The sequence below is a fragment of the Blautia sp. MSK17_66 genome, from assembly GCF_020538025.1.
Taxonomy (GTDB): domain Bacteria; phylum Bacillota; class Clostridia; order Lachnospirales; family Lachnospiraceae; genus Blautia_A.
This window is the reverse complement of the sequence record NZ_JAJBNQ010000008.1, coordinates 58412-79298: the sequence shown is the minus strand read 5'-3', so window position 1 is coordinate 79298 and position 20887 is coordinate 58412. Positions and strand designations below refer to the sequence as shown.

The 20887-nt window shown below is 42.3% G+C and carries 19 protein-coding genes and 1 pseudogene; 19 read left to right on the top strand and 1 reads right to left on the bottom strand.

The features are described from left to right. The first annotated feature begins 14 nt into the window (after positions 1-14). The 16 genes and pseudogenes from lon (at position 15) to LIR34_RS05765 (ending at position 16927) form a co-directional block, all read left to right on the top strand. Entirely contained in the window at positions 15-2330 is a 2316-nt protein-coding gene (lon, locus tag LIR34_RS05840; protein WP_173902247.1) for an endopeptidase La, read from the top strand. 64 nt (positions 2331-2394) lie between these two features. Next, positions 2395-3000, top strand: a complete 606-nt coding sequence (gene yihA, locus LIR34_RS05835) for a ribosome biogenesis GTP-binding protein YihA/YsxC (protein WP_161283846.1) — start codon at positions 2395-2397, stop codon at positions 2998-3000. 13 nt (positions 3001-3013) lie between these two features. After that, positions 3014-3859, top strand: coding sequence for an energy-coupling factor transporter ATPase (locus tag LIR34_RS05830; protein WP_173902246.1), 846 nt, complete (start codon positions 3014-3016; stop codon positions 3857-3859). Next, positions 3850-4737 (top strand): energy-coupling factor transporter ATPase, encoded by an 888-nt coding sequence (locus tag LIR34_RS05825; protein WP_173902245.1) that lies wholly within the window; start codon positions 3850-3852, stop codon positions 4735-4737. Before LIR34_RS05830 ends, LIR34_RS05825 begins: the two co-directional genes overlap by 10 nt. Continuing rightward, positions 4730-5533, top strand: coding sequence for an energy-coupling factor transporter transmembrane component T family protein (locus tag LIR34_RS05820; RefSeq protein WP_161283849.1), 804 nt, complete (start codon positions 4730-4732; stop codon positions 5531-5533). The genes LIR34_RS05825 and LIR34_RS05820 overlap by 8 nt, the downstream gene beginning before the upstream one ends. 4 nt (positions 5534-5537) lie before the next feature. Further along, on the top strand, positions 5538-6278 hold the full coding sequence (gene truA, locus LIR34_RS05815) for a tRNA pseudouridine(38-40) synthase TruA (RefSeq protein ID WP_161283850.1): 741 nt from the start codon (positions 5538-5540) through the stop codon (positions 6276-6278). Between the two features lie 397 nt (positions 6279-6675). Further along, positions 6676-7572, top strand: a complete 897-nt coding sequence (locus tag LIR34_RS05810; RefSeq protein ID WP_161283851.1) for a Nif3-like dinuclear metal center hexameric protein — start codon at positions 6676-6678, stop codon at positions 7570-7572. A 41-nt stretch (positions 7573-7613) separates the two neighbouring features. Beyond that, positions 7614-8816 carry a GDSL-type esterase/lipase family protein gene (locus LIR34_RS05805; RefSeq protein WP_161283852.1) on the top strand — a complete coding sequence of 401 codons (1203 nt, stop codon included), beginning with the start codon at positions 7614-7616 and terminating at the stop codon, positions 8814-8816. Between the two features lie 19 nt (positions 8817-8835). After that, positions 8836-10200, top strand: coding sequence for an MFS transporter (locus LIR34_RS05800; RefSeq protein WP_161283853.1), 1365 nt, complete (start codon positions 8836-8838; stop codon positions 10198-10200). A 33-nt stretch (positions 10201-10233) separates the two neighbouring features. After that, on the top strand, positions 10234-11016 hold the full coding sequence (locus LIR34_RS05795) for an alpha/beta hydrolase (protein WP_173902244.1): 783 nt from the start codon (positions 10234-10236) through the stop codon (positions 11014-11016). Between the two features lie 73 nt (positions 11017-11089). Beyond that, positions 11090-11971 (top strand): AraC family transcriptional regulator, encoded by an 882-nt coding sequence (locus tag LIR34_RS05790; protein ID WP_173902243.1) that lies wholly within the window; start codon positions 11090-11092, stop codon positions 11969-11971. Between the two features lie 28 nt (positions 11972-11999). Beyond that, positions 12000-12806 carry an alpha/beta hydrolase gene (locus LIR34_RS05785; RefSeq protein ID WP_173902242.1) on the top strand — a complete coding sequence of 269 codons (807 nt, stop codon included), beginning with the start codon at positions 12000-12002 and terminating at the stop codon, positions 12804-12806. A gap of 26 nt (positions 12807-12832) precedes the next feature. Continuing rightward, positions 12833-13939, top strand: a complete 1107-nt coding sequence (locus LIR34_RS05780) for an alpha/beta hydrolase-fold protein (protein WP_173902241.1) — start codon at positions 12833-12835, stop codon at positions 13937-13939. A 99-nt stretch (positions 13940-14038) separates the two neighbouring features. After that, a pseudogene (hcp, locus tag LIR34_RS05775) lies at positions 14039-15547 on the top strand (hydroxylamine reductase); the annotation flags it as partial. Positions 15548-15686: 139 nt separating this feature from the next. Next, entirely contained in the window at positions 15687-16451 is a 765-nt protein-coding gene (locus LIR34_RS05770) for a threonine/serine exporter family protein (protein ID WP_161283858.1), read from the top strand. Next, entirely contained in the window at positions 16412-16927 is a 516-nt protein-coding gene (locus LIR34_RS05765; protein WP_173902240.1) for a threonine/serine exporter family protein, read from the top strand. The genes LIR34_RS05770 and LIR34_RS05765 overlap by 40 nt, the downstream gene beginning before the upstream one ends. On the opposite strand, the gene LIR34_RS05760 is transcribed toward LIR34_RS05765, so the two are convergent. Further along, positions 16928-17704, bottom strand: coding sequence for an NYN domain-containing protein (locus tag LIR34_RS05760; RefSeq protein WP_173902239.1), 777 nt, complete (start codon positions 17702-17704; stop codon positions 16928-16930). It lies immediately after the preceding gene. Between the two features lie 171 nt (positions 17705-17875). Between LIR34_RS05760 and LIR34_RS05755 the strand changes: the two genes are divergently transcribed. From LIR34_RS05755 to LIR34_RS05745, 3 genes are all read left to right on the top strand, one after another. Then, the gene (locus LIR34_RS05755) at positions 17876-19045 is read left to right on the top strand and encodes a cation diffusion facilitator family transporter (RefSeq protein ID WP_173902238.1); all 1170 of its coding nucleotides are present in this window, start codon (positions 17876-17878) and stop codon (positions 19043-19045) included. Positions 19046-19253: 208 nt separating this feature from the next. Continuing rightward, a complete protein-coding gene (locus LIR34_RS05750; RefSeq protein WP_161283862.1) occupies positions 19254-19853 on the top strand; it encodes a 50S ribosomal protein L25 in 600 nt (199 codons plus the stop codon). Positions 19854-20024: 171 nt separating this feature from the next. Next, the gene (locus LIR34_RS05745; RefSeq protein WP_161283863.1) at positions 20025-20885 is read left to right on the top strand and encodes a YitT family protein; all 861 of its coding nucleotides are present in this window, start codon (positions 20025-20027) and stop codon (positions 20883-20885) included. Positions 20886-20887 lie beyond the last annotated feature (2 nt).

Sequence of the window (20887 nt, the reverse complement as noted above, 5' to 3'; positions counted from 1 at the left end):
GGGACTGAAGACACATGAAACAGCCAATCAGCATTCTTCCTGCACTGGCACTTCGGGGAACAACGATCCTTCCAGATATGATTGTTCACTTCGATGTAAGCAGAGAACGTTCTATGAAGGCAATTGAAGCTGCCATGCTTCAGGATGAGAAGATTTTTCTGGTCACACAGAAGGATCCGGAAATAGAAACACCGGAGATCAAGGATTTATATAAGGTGGGTACGGTAGCCTATATCAAGCAGGTGGTAAAATTACCACACGATCTGCTGCGCGTTCTGGTTGAAGGTCTGGAGCGATCTGAGCTTGTCGGACTGGAACAGGAGGATCCATTTCTTATGGCAGAAACCGTAGGAGTGGAAGAGGATGGTGCCCAATATGGCCGGTCTCTCAGAGAGGCAATGTATCGGAGCATCCGGGAACTGTTCCAGAGATATTGCCTGGAGAGCGGCAGAATCAGCAAAGATCTTGCAGCCAAAATCCTTAATATCCAGAATCTCGAAGAATTAGTTTCCCAGATTTCCGTGAATGTACCTCTGTCCTATCAGAATCAGCAGAAGATTCTGGAGGCATTAACTCTGGAAGAACAGTATGAAGTTCTTGCGGCAATCCTGACAAATGAGATCGAGGTGCTGCAGATCGGACACGATCTGCAGCATAAACTCAAAGCCCGGGTGGACAAGAATCAGAGAGAATATATTCTGAGAGAACAGCTTAAGCTGATACGTGAGGAGCTTGGAGAGGATAATACGGCTGACACGGCAGAAGAATACCGGGATAAACTCAGAGAGCTTCAGGCTTCCAAAGAAGTCAGGGACAAGATCAGCAAGGAAATCGACAGGTTTAAGAGCATGAACAGCAGTGCGGCAGAAAGCAGTGTGCTGAGCACGTATATTGAGACTCTGCTGGATCTGCCATGGGATAAGAAATCCGAAGATTCCATGGATCTTGAGGAAGCATGGAAAATCCTGGAAGATGGACATTACGGTCTTAAGGATGTCAAGGAGCGTATCATGGAATTCCTTGCTGTTCGCAAACTGACTTCCGGCGGCAAGAGCCCGATCCTCTGTCTTGTAGGTCCTCCGGGAACCGGCAAAACATCTATCGCGAAATCTGTGGCAGAGGCCCTTCATAAGAAATATGTACGAATCTGCCTTGGCGGTGTACGGGATGAGGCTGAGATCCGCGGACATCGTAAGACTTATGTGGGAGCAATGCCGGGACGTATCACGGTTGCACTGCAGCAGGCGGGAGTAAGCAATCCGCTGATGCTTCTGGATGAGATTGACAAGACCAGCAGCGATTATAAGGGTGATACTTCGGCTGCACTTCTTGAGGTGCTGGATCCGGAGCAGAACAGTCGTTTTAACGATCATTATGTAGAAGTTCCTCAGGATCTCTCAGAGGTACTTTTCATTGCCACTGCAAATGACATGGAAGGAATCCCGAGACCTCTTCTGGACCGTATGGAAGTGATCGAGGTTTCCGGGTATACTGAAAATGAGAAAGAACACATTGCCAGAGAACACCTGATACCAAAGCAGCTTGAAGTAAATGGAATTCCGAAGGGAAAACTGACCATACAGCCGGCAGCGCTCCGTAAGATGATCACTCTCTACACCAGAGAGGCGGGAGTGAGAGGGCTTGAGAGGACCATTGGCAGAATATGCCGCAAAGCTGCCCGTGAGATCATGGAAAACGGACAGGATAAGGTTGTAGTAAATACAAAAAATCTCGACACCTTCCTTGGAAAGTCCAGATACAGCTATCTGATGGCAAACAAAAAGGATGAAGTTGGTATCGCAAGAGGACTTGCCTGGACGCAGGTTGGAGGAGATACTCTCCAGATAGAAGTAAATGTGATGCCGGGTAAGGGAGAACTGGTACTGACCGGTCAGCTCGGAGATGTCATGAAGGAGTCTGCGATGGCAGGTATTTCTTATATCCGTTCTGTGGCAGATCAGTATGATATCAAGCAGGAGTTCTTCCAGGAGAATGATATCCATGTACATATCCCTGAGGGAGCCGTTCCAAAGGATGGCCCGTCTGCGGGTATCACCATGGCGACAGCTATGCTCTCTGCGATCATCGACAGGAAAGTAAGAGCAGATGTAGCCATGACAGGAGAAATTACTCTCCGCGGCAGAGTTCTTCCGATCGGAGGACTTAAGGAGAAACTTCTGGCAGCCAAATATGCCCGGATCAAACAGGTACTTGTACCGAAGGAAAATAAACCGGATATCCAGGAAATTGATGCTGAGATCCTGGATGGACTGAAAATTTCCTATGTAGATAACATGAAGGAAGTGCTTCACGAAGCACTGGCAAAATAAGAAAGATAGCTTTTCAGCAGAGCGTCACCATGAAGGGACTGAACAGTTATCAAAAGAGGAATTTATGGTTATAAAAAATGCAGTTTTGGATATAGTCTGCGGAGTCACCAGTACACTTCCTGATACAGGGATGCCGGAGGTGGCTTTTGCAGGAAAATCAAATGTAGGAAAATCTTCTCTGATCAATGGTCTTATGAACCGCAAAGCACTGGCGCGCACCAGTGCTCAGCCGGGGAAGACACAGACGATCAACTTTTATAAGATAAATGATGAGATGTTTCTGGTGGATCTTCCGGGTTATGGATATGCAAAGGTCACACCTGCCGAAAAAGAAAAATGGGGAAAGATGATAGAGCGTTATCTTCACAGTTCCAAAAATCTCAAGGCGGTGTTCCTCCTTATCGATATCCGACATAAACCATCTGCAAATGACTGTCAGATGTATGACTGGATCCTGCATAATGGTTATGAACCGATCATCATAGCGACCAAGCTTGACAAGATCAAACGAAGCCAGGTTCAGAAATGCCTCAAAGTTATCCGTGAAGAACTTAAACTGACAAAAGGTACGAAGATCATTCCGTATTCTGCGGAAACAAAGCAGGGAAGAGAAGAGATATGGGAACTGATGGATTCTCTGACCGGTCTGACACCGACAGAAGAAGCCTGAAAGGATTAAAAAGATGGGAATCATCAAAGCAGTAAAACTTGCATTCGATTACTTGAAATATGATGAAGACGGCAATGTTCAGGAAACACAGAGAGCAGTAGACGGTGTGGATGTTGATATCAGGGAAGGCCAGTTTGTAGCGATCCTGGGACATAATGGTTCCGGTAAATCTACATTTGCAAAGCATATCAATGCACTTCTTCTGCCGTCGGACGGAACAATCTGGATCGATGGCATCAATACTCTGGAGGAACCGGAACTGTGGAAGGTACGCCAGAAGGCCGGAATGGTTTTTCAGAATCCAGATAATCAGATCATTGGAAGCGTTGTGGAGGAGGATGTCGGATTTGGCCCTGAGAATATGGGAGTTCCCACAATGGACATATGGAAGCGGGTCAATGAGAGCCTTGAAAAGACAGGAATGACAGCGTACAGACATCATTCACCGAATAAGCTCTCCGGTGGACAGAAACAGCGTGTTGCCATCGCAGGAGTTATGGCGATGCGGCCGAAATGCATTGTACTGGATGAGCCGACCGCCATGCTGGACCCGAACGGACGTAAGGAAGTTCTGGCCGCAGTTCACCAGCTGAATAAGCAGGAAAACGTTACAGTGGTGCTGATCACACACTACATGGAGGAAGTCATAGATGCAGATCATGTTATTGTCATGGATGACGGACATGTAGTCATGGAGGGAACACCGAGAGAAATCTTTTCTCAGGTAGAAACGCTTAAGAAATATCGTCTTGATGTACCGCAGGTCACTCTGCTGGCACATGAACTCAAACAGTCCGGAGTAGAGCTTCCGGATGGAATTCTTACTACGGAAGAACTGGTAAATGCCTTATGTCAATAGAATTAAAAAACGTAACATACACATACAGCCCGGGAACCTCTTATCAGATCCATGCACTTAAAGACATCAATCTGGAAATCCCGGATGGTCAGTTTATCGGTGTGATCGGACATACCGGAAGCGGCAAATCTACACTGATCCAGCATTTTAATGCACTGATCCAGCCAACATCAGGAACTGTATCCTACAACGGCGAGGATGTATGGGCGGAAAAATATGACCGCCGGAAGCTTCGAAGCGAAGTAGGACTGGTCTTTCAGTATCCGGAGCATCAGCTGTTTGAGAGTGATGTTCTTTCTGATGTGTGCTTTGGACCTATGAATCAGGGAATGACAAGAGAGCAGGCAGAGGAAGAGGCACGCAAAGCACTTCATCACGTCGGCTTCAAAGAAGAAAATTTTGACAAATCACCGTTTGAACTTTCTGGTGGTCAGAAGAAACGGGTTGCCATTGCGGGTGTACTTGCCATGAATCCGAAAATCCTGATCCTGGATGAGCCAACAGCAGGTCTTGATCCGAAGGGCAGGGATGAGATTCTTGATCAGATCGCTCAGCTTCACAAAGTACGCGGAATCACGATCGTGCTGGTATCTCACAGCATGGAGGATGTAGCCAAATATGCACAGCGTCTGATCGTAGTTAATCATGGAGAGATTGCCTTTGATGACACCCCGAAGAAGGTTTTTGCTCATTTCAGAGAAATGGAACCTATGGGACTGGCAGCTCCGCAGATCACCTATATCATGCACGCACTGAAGGAACAAGGCCTCGATGTAGACCCTTCTGATACCACGGTTGAAGAGGCAAAGCAGGACATCCTGGAAGCACTTAAGAAAATAAACTCTCCTTTACTGAAAGGAGGGGTTAAGAATGATTAGAGATATCACAATCGGTCAGTATTATCCGGCCAAGTCTCCAATCCACAGAATGGATCCGAGAACGAAATTATTTGGAACTCTGATATTCATTATTTCTGTATTTTTGTTTCACAGTGTGGCAGGATATGCCGTGGCAACGCTGTTTCTGGCGGGAATGATCATCATCTCCCAGGTGCCTGTGAAGTTTATCTTCAAAGGACTGAAGGCGATCTTTATGATCCTTATGATCACAATGGTGTTCAATATTCTGCTGACGCCGGGAGAGGTACTCTGGAAGATAGGAATCTTTAAGATCACCAGAGAGGGAATTTCCATGGCAGTCCGGATGGCAATCCGACTGGTTTATCTGGTGATCGGTTCTTCTCTTATGACACTGACAACGACACCGAACCAGCTTACAGACGGTCTGGAAAAAAGTCTTCGTCCATTAAATAAGATTCACATTCCGGTACATGAGATTGCTATGATGATGTCGATCGCCCTGAGATTTATACCGATCCTTCTGGAGGAAACGGATAAGATCATGAAAGCACAGATTGCCAGGGGTGCAGATTTTGAGAGTGGAAATCTGATCCAGAAGGTCAAAAACATGGTTCCGCTTCTTGTGCCTCTGTTTATCTCAGCATTTCGCCGTGCCAATGATCTTGCAATGGCGATGGAGGCAAGATGCTATCATGGTGGTGATAACCGTACACAGATGAAGCCGCTGCACTATACCAGAAGGGATCATATAGCCTATGTGGTACTATTTGTATATCTTGCTGTTGCGATTGGATTTCGCGTGATGGGATGGTGATGGAATGAAGAGAATCGGACTTGTGGTTGCATATGATGGAACCAATTACAGCGGATGGCAGATCCAGCCGAATGGAGTCACCATCCAGGGTGTGTTGAATGATACACTGACAGAATTACTCGGAGAAAAAATCGAGATCATGGGTGCGAGCCGTACAGATGCCGGTGTGCATGCCCTGGGAAATGTAGCCGTTTTTGATACGAACACACGCATTCCCGGAGAAAAAATATCCTACGCACTGAACCAGCGTCTGCCGGAGGACATCCGTATTCAGCTTTCTGAGGAAGTGGAGCCGGATTTTCATCCGCGCTACTGTGACAGTGAAAAAACCTACGAATACCGCATCCTGAACAGGAAGTTTCCAGTGCCGACAGAGAGATTGTATTCGTATTTCTATCACTATAAGCTGGATATAGACAAAATGCGAGAGGCAACCTCCTATCTGATCGGACGGCATGATTTTGCCAGCTTCTGCGGAACAGGAGCACAGGTGAAGTCAACGGTCCGTACACTGACAGGAATCGATATCTGGCGAGATGGAGATATTGTGACGATACAGGTCAGAGGAGAGGGATTCCTCTACAATATGGTACGTATTATCGCAGGAACGCTGATACAGGTAGGGAATGGACAATATCCGCCGGAGCGTGTAAAGAAGATTCTGGATGCCTGCGACAGATCTGTATCCGGACCGACTGCACCGGCTCATGGACTGACGTTGATGGGAATTGAATTTTTTGACTGAAAAGCAGTCTTATTTAACAAATAATGGCAAGGATTCTCCCCACCTCTATAGGTGGTGAGATGAATTGCAAATAAAAAAATTAACGGCAGTGGAGGGCGGAGAGAAATCGGTATCCCCCACTGACATGAGGCAAACCACAGTCAGCATTCTGCTGATAAGTCAGACTCTGTGAAATTACCGACTGTGGGTTGAAACAATAAAAGCGACTGTCTGGAAATGGACAGCATAAAAACAGGGAGGGTATAGCTCAGGAAGAGTTATACCCTCCCTTAGTTTGTCTGAAAATGAAAATATCAAAAAATGACAATTATATAGAAAAAAAAGGAAAAGAAAAAGCTCTTTTTTACTGCTATCATAATAAAAAAAGAAAAATATCACAAAAGGAAAAGGAGAACAAATGACAATTCAGGAAATATTAGATCGGGTTTCTGAATATCATCCTGATCTGGGAGAAGATTACCATGGATGTGATGAAGTAAAGTTTGGTGATTGCTCACAGGAATGCACAGGAATTGTTTCTGCATTGGTTCCGACAGTTGATGTGATTAGAAGGGCGGTTGAACTTAAAGCAAATCTTCTGTATGTTCATGAGCCGGTATCCTATCTGACCCCTGACTGGCCTGAGTGGAAGGCAGATTATAAATGCAGAATTTATGATGAAAAATTAAAATTACTAAAAGAGAATAAGATTGTGCTTGTTCGGGATCATGATCATATGCATGCCCATAAACCTGATAGCATTTTTACAGGAGTGCTGAAATACCTGGGCTGGATGGAATATCTTACAGAAGAGCAGAAGATTCCGTTTGGTTATACAGTATGTTTTCCAAAGGCAAAAAAGCTTAGAGAGATCAATCAGGAATTGATAGAAAAAATTGGAATGCAAGGACTTCGCTTTATAGGAAATCCAGAAGCAGAATTAAAAAAAATAGCATTTACAGGACATATTTATCCGGATGCGTTTATTCCGCAGCATTTTAACGAAGACGGAAGCTGGAGTGATTATGCGACGGAGATTATTCGTGAAATGGAGCAGGATGGGGTTGAATGTATTATTCCGGGGGAAGTGATCGAGTGGACGGTATTATCGTATATCCGCGATGGAATTTCTCTGGGAAAAAATCTTGCATGTATCAATCCAGGACATTTTAACTGGGAAGAACTTGGTGCCCGATATGCAAAAGACTGGCTTATGGAATTAACTGAAAATAAAGTATCAGTTTTTTATGTTCCAACTGGTGATATGTGGAAGTATCAGACAAAAAAGAGTTTGTTTGAACAGAAATCGGAGTAAACAGCAACTATCCGATGTCTGTAAGTTAAGGAGTACAACAAATGAAATGGACAAGCAGTTTTAAATATCTTCCGATTAATTACGGAATGACACTGGCAACATTGTCAGACAAAACCCAGAGAGTTCTGTTTGATAATAATTTAAATGGAAATAAAGTGCGTATTTTATTTTCAAATAAATACGCAAAAGAAACATTGAACTTAAAAAAGGTAACCATTGGGATTGAAAATGAAGGAGCAGTGGAAAGAATAAGGGAAGTAACACTTCGAGGAACAAAAGAGATCGTACTTCCGGCAGGAGCAGAAGTTTACAGTGATGAAGTTGAAGTTACAGTGAAAGCCGGAGATCGGATCGCAGTAAATATTTATATTGACCAGCAGCAGAAAATTCAGAATTTATGTGGATACTGGGCAGAAGGCGGATCAGAAGTCAGATGTAATATTGAAGGAGATGATACGAGAGGAAACGCTTTTTCAAGTACATCTATGGAGGAAATCTATAAATTTGTAAAAGAAGATCCTTCATCGGTAAAAGGTCAGTTTTTCTTTGGCTTTTCGGCTGTTCAGGTTTGGACAGAAGATGACGTCAAAGTAATAACAGCTTTTGGGGATTCTATTACAGCAATGGCGTTTTTCACAAATGCACTTCAGAAAAGACTGTATAAAAAATATCCGGGGCAGGTAACCTTGCTTAATGCAGGAATCGGAGGGAACAGACTGCTTCATGATGCTACATGGATACCAGATGCTCCTGCAGAAGGAGGGCTTTTTGGAGAAGCAGGGGTGAGAAGATTCGAGAAGGATGTATTTGGGAGGGACAAAGTTGACAGTATTTTTTGCCTGATGGGCATTAATGATATTATGCATCCTCTTCAGTTTGAAAAAGCAGAAGAATCTGTTTCCGCTGAATATCTGGAGCAGGGCTTCAGTTATCTTGCAAAAAAAGCACACGATCATGGAAGCAGAATTTATGGTGCAACTATTATGCCGTGTGGAAATACAGAGTATTCAGAGAAATGGATGCAGGCGTTTGAAAAAACAAGAAGAGATGTGAATCAATGGATCAGAACACAAAGTGTTTATGATGGATATTTTGATTTTGATGATATATTAAAAAATGATACAGTTCCGGCTTATCTCAAAGAAGAAGTTCATATTGGAGATGGATTACATCCAAATACAATGGGTGGAAAAATCCTTGCGGAATGTGTGGATTTGAGTATGCTTACAGGGTTGGATGATTAAAAATACGAGGAGAAAAAATATGAATCAGATTAACAAAAAGATGTCTTTGCTGGAAAAAATCAGTTATGGATCGGGAAATATGGGAATATGTCTGTGTACTACACTTATCACTACATTTATTATGTATTTCTATACAGATGTTGTTAAGATCAGTGTACTTCAGGTTGGAACGATCATGTTGATCGGTGGAATTGCAGATGCTGTGTCAGATGCGGTAATGGGAATCATTGTAGATCATACAAATACCCGCTGGGGAAAATGCCGGCCGTATCTTATTTTTGGAGCGATACCTATGGCAGCAGCCTGTTTCTTTGTGCTTCATGTTCCGGATGCAAGTGCCACAGTAAAATATATTTATGCTTTGATTACATATGTTATCTATACATTAGCATATACAACTGTACTGATCCCACAAAATGTATTGATCTCTGCAATTACAGATGATACACAGGATCGACTTGCAACAAATATGTTTGGAACTCTTGGAACAAATATTGGACAGCTGATTACAGGTGCATTTGCGTTGACACTTGTTTCTGTGCTGGGGCATGGTTCTGAGTACCGTGGATACAATATAACGATACTGATCTTTGGTATTTGTGGTGCAGCATTAACTATGGTAGATGGATTTAATACAAGAGAACGAATGAATATGGGAACTGCCGCACAGCAGAAAATATCAGCAGCTGATACCATTAGATCCATGAAAAATACCCCTTGGATCATATGTACTGTTACTACGCTGTTTATTATTGCCCAGGTAGTTGTCAAATCTTCTACAACTGTTTATTATTCCACCAATGTTTTACAGAATGCCGGGATGTCTTCCAGCTTGCTTTCTGTTGCAAATATTATTGGAATTCCAATCACACTGATTATTCCTGTTATTGCAGCAAAAATTGGAAACAGAAACATTGTATGGGTTGGATCTGTATTTGGTGTATTAGGAAATATTGGTATTTATTTCTTGAAATTTAATAATATTGCAGTAATTGCCTGTGCGGTCATTGCGTCTGTGGGAACTGCATTCGTGAACGGAATTATATATGTTATGTGTGCAGAAAGTATTGATTATGGAGAATGGAAGAGCGGTATCAGAGTTCAGGGATTTTTGATGGCATTTATCGGATTTGCAGTAAAAATTGCGAACTCTATTGTTCAGATGATAACTACAGCCATTCTGAATGCAGGTGGTTATAACGGAGCGGCAGAAGTGCAGACTGCATCAGCTGTAAACGCGATTGAATTCTGTTACGTCTGGATTCCTGTAATTTTGTTTGTTATCGTATTTATAATAAATGGATTTTATAAGCTTGACAAAATCTACCCTCAGATTCGTGCAGATCTTAATAAAAAAAGAGATGCTATGGTAACAGAAAATTAATTTTATATAGAAAACAGAGAGAGGAAATGAACTATGGCGGTTTTTAGAATTGCATTTGCATCTGAGACTTTATTTCGCACAGTTAATTTAAATGTTATTGTGCCTGTAGAAACTTATGGAAGAACTGACGTAAAAAAACCAGAAAAATTTAAGACTCTTTATCTGCTTCATGGATTTGGCGGAAGTCAGGATGACTGGATGGATTATAGCAATTTGAGAGCAATATCCGAAAAGTATAATCTTGCGATTGTTCTTCCTTCCGGGGAAAATAGTTTTTATGAAAATATGAACAGCATTGCAGGTCGTTACAGTGATTTTACAGGGAAAGAAATTGTTGATTTTACCAGAAGAATGTTTCCTCTTTCTGAACGGAGAGAGGACACTTACATTGGTGGACTTTCCATGGGTGGTTTTGGTGCATTGAGACTGGGAAGTCTTTATCATGAAACATTTGGAAAGCTGTTTACCTTATCAGGTGCGTTTATCATTGACAAGATTTCTGGTCAGAAGGCCGGATATTCAGACAGCATTGCAGATTATGATTATTATGTACGTACGTTTGGAAATCTGGATTGTTTAAAAGATTCTGAAAAAGATCCGATGTATTGTGTAAAAAAAGCAGTTTTACAAAAAAATATGCCGGAGGTTTATCAGGCAGTAGGGACAGAAGACTTTTTGATCGAAGAAAATCGTATGATGAAAAAATATCTGGAAAAAGAAGGAGTAAAAGTGACGTATCACGAGGCAGAGGGAATTCATGACTGGTCGTTCTGGAATAAATATTTGCCAGAAGCGGTGGAATGGCTGCTGAAATAAAAGCGTGGCGTTGTGTGAGATTGTCAGAAGGTATGCTATAATGAGGTAAAACAATATTTTGCCGGAGGTGTTTATGTCAGAATTATACGAAAGTGAAGATTTTATTTATAACAGGATACCTATTCGTATTTTTAATCATTGCTTTGATGGAATAGAGATTTTTACACCTACTCACTGGCATCGTAATATTGAATTTAATCTTGTGACCTGTGGAAGAATCCGTCGGATTGTAGATGGAATACAGTATGATCAGACGGAAGGAGATATTTTCATAGTTAACAGTGGAGAAATTCATGCGGATCACTGGATTGATGAGACAGATCATTTTGAGGGTATTACTGTTCAGATTTCCAAAAGTTTTATGGAACGCTGGCTTGGAGGAGATTTTTATTTGAGTATACCTGAGAAAGCGGAAGATATGCAGCAGATGATAAATGTTCTGCTGCAATTTGGAAAACTGAAGCAGAAGAAAGAACAGAATGGTTATGCTGGTTTTGGAGAAAATCTGGATGGAACTGTTGAAAATGATCTGTCAAGAATCCGGGCAATGGAACTGTTGTTTCGGTTACTTGGAGTTCTTCGTATGTCCTGTGTGAAGAAACCAACAGAAAACAGGCGTAACAGAGAAGACAGCATTAATAAAATTAAGGAAATCACGAATTATCTTGACAAACATTATACAGAAAATCTGACACTTGCTGCTGTTGCAGAACAATTTCATTACACATCTGCACATTTATCACGGTTATTTAAAAAGCATATAGGAATTAATTTTCATGATCATTTACAGTATCTTCGTCTTATGAATTGTGTGGAAATGATGAAAATACATCCGGAAATGCAGCTTACGGTTATAGCACTGAATAATGGGTTTCCAAATATAAAATCTTTTATCGAAACTTTTAAACGATTTTATGGATGTACTCCGTCTGCATGGATGAAAAAGAAAAGATGAGGATTGTATTAATAGAAGGGATTTTATTATGGCATACATAGAATTACAATATTTGTCATCAACAATTACTAAATTTACAACGGTTAAAGCTTATCTGCCTACAGACGGAATGAGTGGAAAAAATTTTGAGCCCCCGTATAAAACCTTATATTTTCTTCCTGGTTTCAGTAATGATGCAACAACGCTTATGACCTATCTGGGATTCAGACGGGAATGTGAGTTAAAAGGAATCGCAGTAGTAGTGGTAGATGGAGATAATTCTTTTTATATAGATCATTCCAGAAGGCTTTCTAATTACTCTGCATTTATAAAAGAAACGGTGGATATGACAAGGAAACTTCTGCCCCTTTCAACAAGAAGAGAAGACACATTTATAGGTGGAATTTCAATGGGTGGATATGGGGCATTATTAAATGGACTCAGATTTCGTTCGTATTTTTCAAAAATAGCAGCATTATCTCCAAGTGCAGATTGTTATGATCTGATTTGTGGACATGAAGAGATGTTTGACCGGGAATTATTTGAAAATGTATTTGGCAGCGAAGAAAAGTATTATGAGAATGATACAAATCTCTGTAAATTTTACTCAGAGGTTCCAAAAGAAGAGATTCCGGAACTTTTTATTGCCTGTGGAGAGCAGGATGATCTGGTTGGAAAGGGAGTAAAAGATTTCCGTGAAAAGCTTAAGGAACTGGAGATACCTTTTATTGACAGAATGGGTCAGGGAAATCATGAAATGGCGTATTGGGAAGATCAGATGGATCCGGTCTTTTCTTTTCTGGCAGAGATCGAGCCGGGCACAAAAACAAGGTTAATACTCGAAAATCATAATTAAATAAATTGCAAAGAGAGGAAAACGTCATGAATCAGGCGATAACGTCACAGGCTCTTTCATTTTGTCCGGTTATATCGGCAGCTGATGAACCAGAAGGACAGATCAGAGATGCAGAAGGCAATGTATGGATTCAGATTAAGGCAGATTATGCTTCAGATGTCAGTCTGATCATCTACGAGCAAAAATTTCCGTTTATTAAAGAAGAAGGAATATGGAAGTTGAAATATCCGGGAAAGGATGGAATAACTCTTGTACAATTGCAGATTGATGGAATGAATGTACTTACCCCCTACCTTCCGATATGTTATGGATATAGTAGGCCATATAATTATGTTTCAATAGAAACAGAAGAAGAGTTCTATTATCTGAAAAATGTACCACATGGAACTGTGAGACAGGAATATTTTCATTCTGATATAACCGGAGAATGGGAACGCTGTTTTGTTTATACACCGGTGGAATATGAGGAGTGTCCGGAAAAGAGATATCCGGTTTTGTATTTGCAGCATGGACATGGAGAAAATGAAACCGGATGGATCGAAGAAGGAAAAGTCCATTTCATTATGGATAATCTGATTCAGGCGAAAGAAGCAAAGCCATTTATCATTGTGATGAATAATGGAATGGTTCAAACGAAAAATGCAGAAGGAAAGCGAATAGTAGATCATACGATATTTCCTGAATATCTGATAAAAGATGTGATTCCATACATAGAAAAGAAATATCGTACAATTAAAAACAAGGACAGCCGGGCAATGGCAGGTCTGTCCATGGGGTCTATTCAGACGAGTATCACGGCATTTGAATATCCGGAATATTTTTCCTATATTGGATTATTCAGTGGATTTCTTCGTGATTTTATTCAGGGAGATAAAATTATGGACATGGTCCAGAGAGGAAAGGCCTCTGATAAACATCTGAGAATTCTGGACAGTAAAGAAACATTTAAAAATAATCTTAAGATCTTTTTTCGTGCAATGGGAGAGAATGATATTTTTATCCAGAAGTTTCTGGAGGAAGATGAACTTTTAAGTAAAAAAGATATTTCATGCATCAGAATCATTTATGAGGGCGGGCATGACTGGAATGTATGGAGACGTTGTATTCGAGATTTTGCGAAACTGTTATTCTGAAAAATGGATTGTAATGTAAGACAATAAAAGAAACGACAGATGATAAAAATCCGTCTTTTTTTCTGCGATATTTTATATCCGTGGTTATGACCACATATAAAGGGGCTTTCTGCAGTTACAACAGAACTTCGAAAAGAAGGAAAAGAGATTCCGGATGAGATTGATCATCTGGTGGTGATGAATCTTTTTACAACCATTACAAATGTAAATTTTGACAGAGAATCCATTACAGAACGTATTACAGAAACATTGAAGGCAAAGGAAAGATTGCTTTCAGAAGTGGAAGACAAAGATCAGCTTCCGGAGGCAGCAGTTTGGAATGGAAAAGAGAAGGAATTCGAAGAAAAAGCATCAAAGGTTGGAATTCTTTCTACCGAAAATGAGGACATCCGAAGCTTAAGAGAACTGATCACTTATGGGTTAAAAGGTCTTGCTGCCTATGAGAAACATGCACTTGCACTTCTTCATAATGAGGAAGAACTGGATGCTTTTCTTCAGAGAGCACTTGCCGCAACACTGAATGATACTCTCAGTGAGGAAGAACTGACAGCTCTGACGCTGGAAACCGGAAAATATGGTGTACAGGTGATGGCACTTCTTGATAAGGCAAATACAGAAACTTATGGAAATCCGGAGATCACAAAAGTAAATATTGGGGTTCGAAACAATCCGGGAATCCTGATTTCCGGACACGATCTCCGTGATCTGGAAATGCTTCTGGAACAGACGAAAGGAACAGGTGTGGATGTCTATACACATTCTGAGATGCTTCCGGCACATTACTATCCAGCATTCAAAAAATATCCGAACTTTGCAGGAAATTACGGGAATGCGTGGTGGAAACAGAAAGAAGAGTTTGAGAGCTTTCATGGTCCGATCGTGATGACCACAAACTGTATCGTACCGCCGAAGGAAAGCTACAAAGACCGGATCTATACGACCGGAGCAGTCAGATATCCGGGATGCAAACATATTCCGGGAGCAGAGGGGGAAGAGAAAGACTTTTCTGCTGTGATCGAGCATGCAAAGAAATGTGCACCGCCACAGGAGATTGAAAGTGGAGAGATTGTCGGAGGTTTCGCCCATGCACAGGTCCTTGCACTGGCAGATCAGATCGTAGAGGCGGTTAAGACTGGAGCCATCCGCAAGTTTGTTGTAATGGCAGGCTGTGATGGCCGTGCAAAGACCAGAAATTACTACACAGATTTTGCAAAGGCACTTCCGAAAGATACGGTGATCCTGACTGCCGGCTGTGCAAAATACAAGTATAATAAACTGAATCTGGGAGATATCAACGGCATTCCGAGAGTACTTGACGCAGGACAGTGTAATGATTCCTATTCACTGGCTGTGATCGCACTGAAACTAAAGGAAATATTTGAACTGGAAGATATCAACGACCTTCCGATCGTATACAATATTGCCTGGTATGAGCAGAAAGCAGTGATCGTACTCCTGGCTCTGCTTTCCCTCGGAGTGAGAAATATCCACCTGGGACCGACTCTGCCAGCATTCCTTTCTCCGAACGTGGCAAAGATCCTGGTAGATAATTTCGGGATCGGCGGAATCCGTTCTGTTGAAGAAGACATTGCTGATCTGATCGGATAAAAAACTGTTTTTGAGATGTAACAAGTCTCTTTGATTTAATTAAAAACCGGTTGCAAATCCACTGCATATGTTAGATAATTAACGTATTGCAGTGGATATTTTTTTACAGAATATATAGAAATCAGGGATGGAAACAAAGATGAAAACTGGAAATTATGATGAGAACAGGCTTCTGCACCTGCTTCTGGATATGGGAGAAATGCTCCTTGACTCCGGAGCGGAGATCAAGCGTGTTGAAGATACGCTGCAGAGGATTGGATGTGCTTATGGCGCAGCCAGGATGAATGTGTTTGTTATTACATCCAGTATCGTGATAACAATGGAAAAAATGAACGGAGAACTGCTTACGCATACCAAAAGGGTAAATTATACGGGCAGTACAGACTTTACTGCACTGGAACAGCTGAATGCCCTCAGCAGGAACTGCTGCATGAATCCGATTCCGATGGATCAGTTTCAGAGAAGACTTCATGAGATCGCAGAGCCCAAGGGACGACGCGAACTTTATATTGGCAGTATTCTGGCTGGAGGCAGTTTTGCAGTATTTTTTGGCGGAACGTTTGCGGACGGGATTGCAGCTGCACTGGTAGCAGTTCTGATCTGCTTTATTCAGGAAAAAATGACAAAGCTTTTTGTAAATACGATCATGTTCAATCTGTTTGGGTCTTTTGTTGTGGGAATTGTTATCTGTCTGACAGTAAAGCTTTTTCCGTTTCTGAATCTTGATAAGATCATGATAGGTGATATCATGCTTCTGATCCCGGGAATTGCGGCGACAAACTCGATCCGTGATATGCTGATGGGCGATACGATCTCCGGAATGATGCGACTGATTGAGAGTATTCTGTGGGCAGGAGCACTTGCATGTGGATTTATGGCAGCGATATGGATGGTGAGAGTATGAAGAATGTGATCTTGCAGCTGGTCATGGCATTTGTCGGCTCTCTGGGCTTTGCCATGCTGTTTCGTTTAAGGAGAGCATTATGGATATCAGCATCTCTGGGAGGAGTTTTCTGCTGGGGAGGATATCTTCTTGTGATGTATTTCAGTGATGGTCAGATATTTACTTCCGGACTGGCAGCAGCAGCACTGGCGGCAGTTTATGCGGAACTCCTTGCGGCCAGAAAAAGAGCTCCGGTCCCGCTGTTTCTGATTCCATCTGTTGTCCCACTGATTCCGGGAAGTACTCTGTACTATACAATGAGTGCGGCTGTACAGGGAAATACAGAAGAAGTGTCACACTATGGCAGTCTGACACTTCAGTATGCATTGTCCATTGCAGGCGGAATCTGCATCGTATGGACGCTGCTATCGATTTTCAGAAGATATTATGTTTTACAGACACAAGTTACTGCGAACGAAGTGAACAGTGACAAATAATCAGATACATTTATATGCAATGATCGTTACTGTTCCCTTGCCGGGGTAGCGCTTCATTGCATATTTATTTGGATAAGCTTCGATCAGATCCGGGAGCTTCAGAAAACCATAGGTGCGGGCATCAAAATCCGGTTTTGCACGCTTGATGTACTGACCGGCAGAGCTGACATTGACATAGCGGTCATCATCCTGGTATTTGTCCCAGGCAATACGGAGAAGCTTGTGGATTTCTTTTAGCTCCTTTGCCTTACGACGTTCCTCGGCGTTCTCCTGGCTGCGTCTGCTGCTGCGCGACTTCCTGGAAGAAACAGGGGCAGGCTGCGGCTCCGGAGTGTCTGCATCCTTGCTCAGATTCTCAAGATATACAAATTCATCGCAGGCATTTCGAAAAGGCTCCGGGGTTTTCTTTTCACCGACACCCATGACATAAACACCGGATTCATGAAGCTTGATTGCCAGAGGTGTATAGTCGCTGTCACTGGCGACAATGACGAAGGCATCGTAGATTCCGCTGTGAAGAAGATCCAGGGTATCGATCACGAGTGCCATATCCGTAGCATTCTTGCCGGCAACATAATCAAACTGCTGTTCAGCTTTGATCGCCAGACGCTTCAGCTCGTTCTCCCAGTTCTTAAGAGAACCCTTACGCCAGTTGCCGTAGGCACGCTTTACAACGATGCGCCCATTGGCAGAAATTTCCTGGATCACAGACTCCAGCTTGGACAGCTGGGTGTTGTCTGCATCAATCAACATTGCTATATTTTTAAGATTTTTCATTCGACTTATTCTCCTTATGATAAAAAAATATCATTACTAGAACTATATCATCTTCGTAAAAATTTTTCCAGATTGATTCCAAATTATTCTGGATTTTCGGATAAGATTGTGGTATTATCGAGGGAAAATTGTTACAGGAGCAATGTATGAAACTATTCAGGAGGGATAGGTATGATTCAATTTCTGGCGTCATTTTTTATCAGAGACAGCCGTAACTATAAATCACCGGAAGTCCGGCAGGCATATGGGGTTTTGAGTGGAGCAGTAGGAATCGGCTTAAATATTTTTCTGTTTTTCGGCAAATGGATCGCAGGTATGCTGAGCGGTTCCATTGCGATCACGGCAGATGCCTTCAATAACCTGTCAGATGCAGGCTCTTCGATCATTACGCTGATCGGATTCCGGCTTTCCGGACAGGCACCCGATCCGGAGCATCCGTTTGGACATGGCCGAATGGAATATATTTCAGGACTTCTGGTTTCAGTTGCAATCCTGGTTATGGGATTTGAACTGATCGTGACATCCATCGGGAAACTGAGAGATCCGGAACCGATCGAGAGCAGTACCGTGGTATTTGTAATCCTGATCGCATCGATTCTGGTAAAGCTGTACATGTTTTATTACAACCGTTCTCTGAGTAAAAAGCTTGAAAGTGCAGCGATGAAGGCGACATCCGCAGACAGCCTCAGTGATACCGTGGCAACAACTCTGGTTCTGGCGGCGACACTCATCAGTAAATACACAGGCTTGATCCTGGATGGATGGTTTGGTATTCTGGTTGGATTATTTATTGTCTATACAGGCGGTTCCACACTGAAAGAAACCATCGATCTTCTTCTGGGCCAGCCGCCGAAGCAGGAATTTATCGATGAGATCAAAGAGATTGTACTCGGACATTCTCTGGTTTATGGAGTGCATGACCTGATTGTTCACGACTATGGTCCGGGACGGGTCATGATCTCTCTTCATGCCGAGGTTGCCGTGGATGGAGATATCCAGGATATTCACGAGCAGATTGACCACATTGAGCATGAACTGCAGGAGAAGCTTCATTGTTCCGCGACCATCCATATGGATCCGATCGTAACAGATGACAGGGAAGTCCTGGCGATGAAGGACAAGGTGGAAAAAATTGTCCATAACCTGGATGAGACATTCAGCATTCATGATTTTCGTATGGTCAAAGGAACAACCAGAACAAATCTTATCTTTGATGTAGAAGTTCCAAGAAAGACATCTTATACAGACAATGAGATCATGAATTCCCTGAAGGAGCAGATACATAAACTGTCGGGAAGCAGATATTTTGCAGTGATCCAGATAGATCATGAATATTATTGACAGGAGGAGATTTTTCTTCGGTCTGTTCATGATACCGGCTTCAAATTTCAACAAAATTAAAGCACAAAAAAAATAATATTTGGTTAATCTGTTTTGAAGCTCAGTGCTATACTTCTAACCGTAAAAAGAAGACAGAACTTAACAAAACCTCCTTTCACAAAACAAAGTTGAAGGCTGCTAAGCATCAGATTTTTGGAGGAAAAGACAAATGAATACTTTAAAAGCTGAAAAAAGAAGCATGGACGTCAAAGCAAAAAGACTGAGAAGAGAAGGATATGTTACAGGTAATGTATTCGGCCGTGAGATCGAAGGATCCATTCCGGTAAAAATGCTGAAGACAGAGGTTGACAAACTGTTAAAGACTGACCACAAAGGAAGCCAGGTTATGCTGGAGATAGATGGTCAGACATACGATGCACTGATCAAGGAGGTTGATTTTAACCCACTGGCAGGCAGAGTTGACGAGATTGATTTCCAGGCACTGGTAAGCAATGAGAAGGTACATTCCGTAGCTGAGATCGTGATCGTAAATCACGACAAAGTTCTGGAAGGTGTTCTTCAGGAAAACATGGAAGAAGTAAACTACAGAGCTTATCCGTCCGCACTGGTTGACAAAGTAGAAGTAGATGTATCCGGACTTAAAGTCGGCGATACCATCCGTATCAAAGACCTGAGCATTGCGAAGGATAAAGACATTGACATTAAGGATGATCCGGAAGCGGTTGTACTGACAGTCGTTGCAGTCCACAACGGAGCTGTACCGGAAACAGTAGCACCTGAGGAAGAAACAGCAGAAGAAGAGAAATAAGCTGTTTCGGACTCACACCTAATATAATATGATAAAAGATCCCTTCTGTAGAGTTCGTTCACAGGAGGGATTTTTTTTTCTTTAATTGAGGGATTCAGGGACTTTGAAGTGGACTTGTTCGCTTTGGTCTGGTATGATGATTGTATAAATCACAGCGGAGGAAATCAAGCTATGAAGTTTAGTGTGAAAGAAGATGGAAAAAGAATCCTGGTGATCTTCCTGGCCTCACTTTTGATGGCACTCAATATCAAATCTTTTGTCAGGACAGGAGGTCTTTATCCAGGCGGGGCAACCGGCCTGACGATCCTGATCCAGCGTATTGCCGAGATGTTTCTTCATGTGGCAATTCCCTATACGCTGGTCAATGTGATTCTGAATGCTGTTCCGGTTTATATCGGGTTCCGTTTTATTGGCAAGAAATTTACCCTGTATTCCTGTTTGATGATTTTTCTTACCGGTTTCTTTACCGATATCATTCCAGGCTGGACGATCACATATGATACATTGCTGATCAGTATTTTCGGAGGAATGATCAATGGACTGGTCATCAGCATCTGTCTTATGATGAATGCAACAACAGGAGGAACGGATTTTATTGCCATTTATCTGTCGGATAAGAAGGGAGTTGATTCCTTCAATATCGTGCTGGGTCTGAACGCCGTAATCCTTGTGGCGGCGGGAATCCTCTTTGGTTGGGACAAAGCACTGTATTCTATTATTTTTCAGTATGCATCAACGCAGGTTCTGCATGTACTGTACAAGAAGTATCAGCAGAAGACACTTTTTGTGGTGACGAATCATCCGCAGGAGATCAGTAATGCGATAGCAGAAGTGTCAAACCATGGAGCAACGATACTGGAAGGGGAGGGTTCCTACGAACATTGTGAGCGCTATGTTGTTTATTCGGTTGTTTCCAGTGCAGAAAGCGAGAAAGTCATCAAAGCTGTCAGGGAGACAGACCCACAGGCATTTATCAATGCGATCCGAACAGAGCAGGTTTCTGGAAGATTTTATCAGAAACCGGCAGAATAAGC

Bases quoted from the DNA above. Each gene is read 5' to 3' on its own strand.
- lon (WP_173902247.1), top strand. From the start codon at position 15: ATGAAACAGCCAATCAGCATTCTTCCTGCACTGGCACTTCGGGGAACA.
- yihA (WP_161283846.1), top strand. From the start codon at position 2,395: ATGGTTATAAAAAATGCAGTTTTGGATATAGTCTGCGGAGTCACCAGT.
- LIR34_RS05830 (WP_173902246.1), top strand. From the start codon at position 3,014: ATGGGAATCATCAAAGCAGTAAAACTTGCATTCGATTACTTGAAATAT.
- LIR34_RS05825 (WP_173902245.1), top strand. From the start codon at position 3,850: ATGTCAATAGAATTAAAAAACGTAACATACACATACAGCCCGGGAACC.
- LIR34_RS05820 (WP_161283849.1), top strand. From the start codon at position 4,730: ATGATTAGAGATATCACAATCGGTCAGTATTATCCGGCCAAGTCTCCA.
- truA (WP_161283850.1), top strand. From the start codon at position 5,538: ATGAAGAGAATCGGACTTGTGGTTGCATATGATGGAACCAATTACAGC.
- LIR34_RS05810 (WP_161283851.1), top strand. From the start codon at position 6,676: ATGACAATTCAGGAAATATTAGATCGGGTTTCTGAATATCATCCTGAT.
- LIR34_RS05805 (WP_161283852.1), top strand. From the start codon at position 7,614: ATGAAATGGACAAGCAGTTTTAAATATCTTCCGATTAATTACGGAATG.
- LIR34_RS05800 (WP_161283853.1), top strand. From the start codon at position 8,836: ATGAATCAGATTAACAAAAAGATGTCTTTGCTGGAAAAAATCAGTTAT.
- LIR34_RS05795 (WP_173902244.1), top strand. From the start codon at position 10,234: ATGGCGGTTTTTAGAATTGCATTTGCATCTGAGACTTTATTTCGCACA.
- LIR34_RS05790 (WP_173902243.1), top strand. From the start codon at position 11,090: ATGTCAGAATTATACGAAAGTGAAGATTTTATTTATAACAGGATACCT.
- LIR34_RS05785 (WP_173902242.1), top strand. From the start codon at position 12,000: ATGGCATACATAGAATTACAATATTTGTCATCAACAATTACTAAATTT.
- LIR34_RS05780 (WP_173902241.1), top strand. From the start codon at position 12,833: ATGAATCAGGCGATAACGTCACAGGCTCTTTCATTTTGTCCGGTTATA.
- LIR34_RS05770 (WP_161283858.1), top strand. From the start codon at position 15,687: ATGAAAACTGGAAATTATGATGAGAACAGGCTTCTGCACCTGCTTCTG.
- LIR34_RS05765 (WP_173902240.1), top strand. From the start codon at position 16,412: ATGTGGATTTATGGCAGCGATATGGATGGTGAGAGTATGAAGAATGTG.
- LIR34_RS05760 (WP_173902239.1), bottom strand. From the start codon at position 17,704: ATGAAAAATCTTAAAAATATAGCAATGTTGATTGATGCAGACAACACC.
- LIR34_RS05755 (WP_173902238.1), top strand. From the start codon at position 17,876: ATGATTCAATTTCTGGCGTCATTTTTTATCAGAGACAGCCGTAACTAT.
- LIR34_RS05750 (WP_161283862.1), top strand. From the start codon at position 19,254: ATGAATACTTTAAAAGCTGAAAAAAGAAGCATGGACGTCAAAGCAAAA.
- LIR34_RS05745 (WP_161283863.1), top strand. From the start codon at position 20,025: ATGAAGTTTAGTGTGAAAGAAGATGGAAAAAGAATCCTGGTGATCTTC.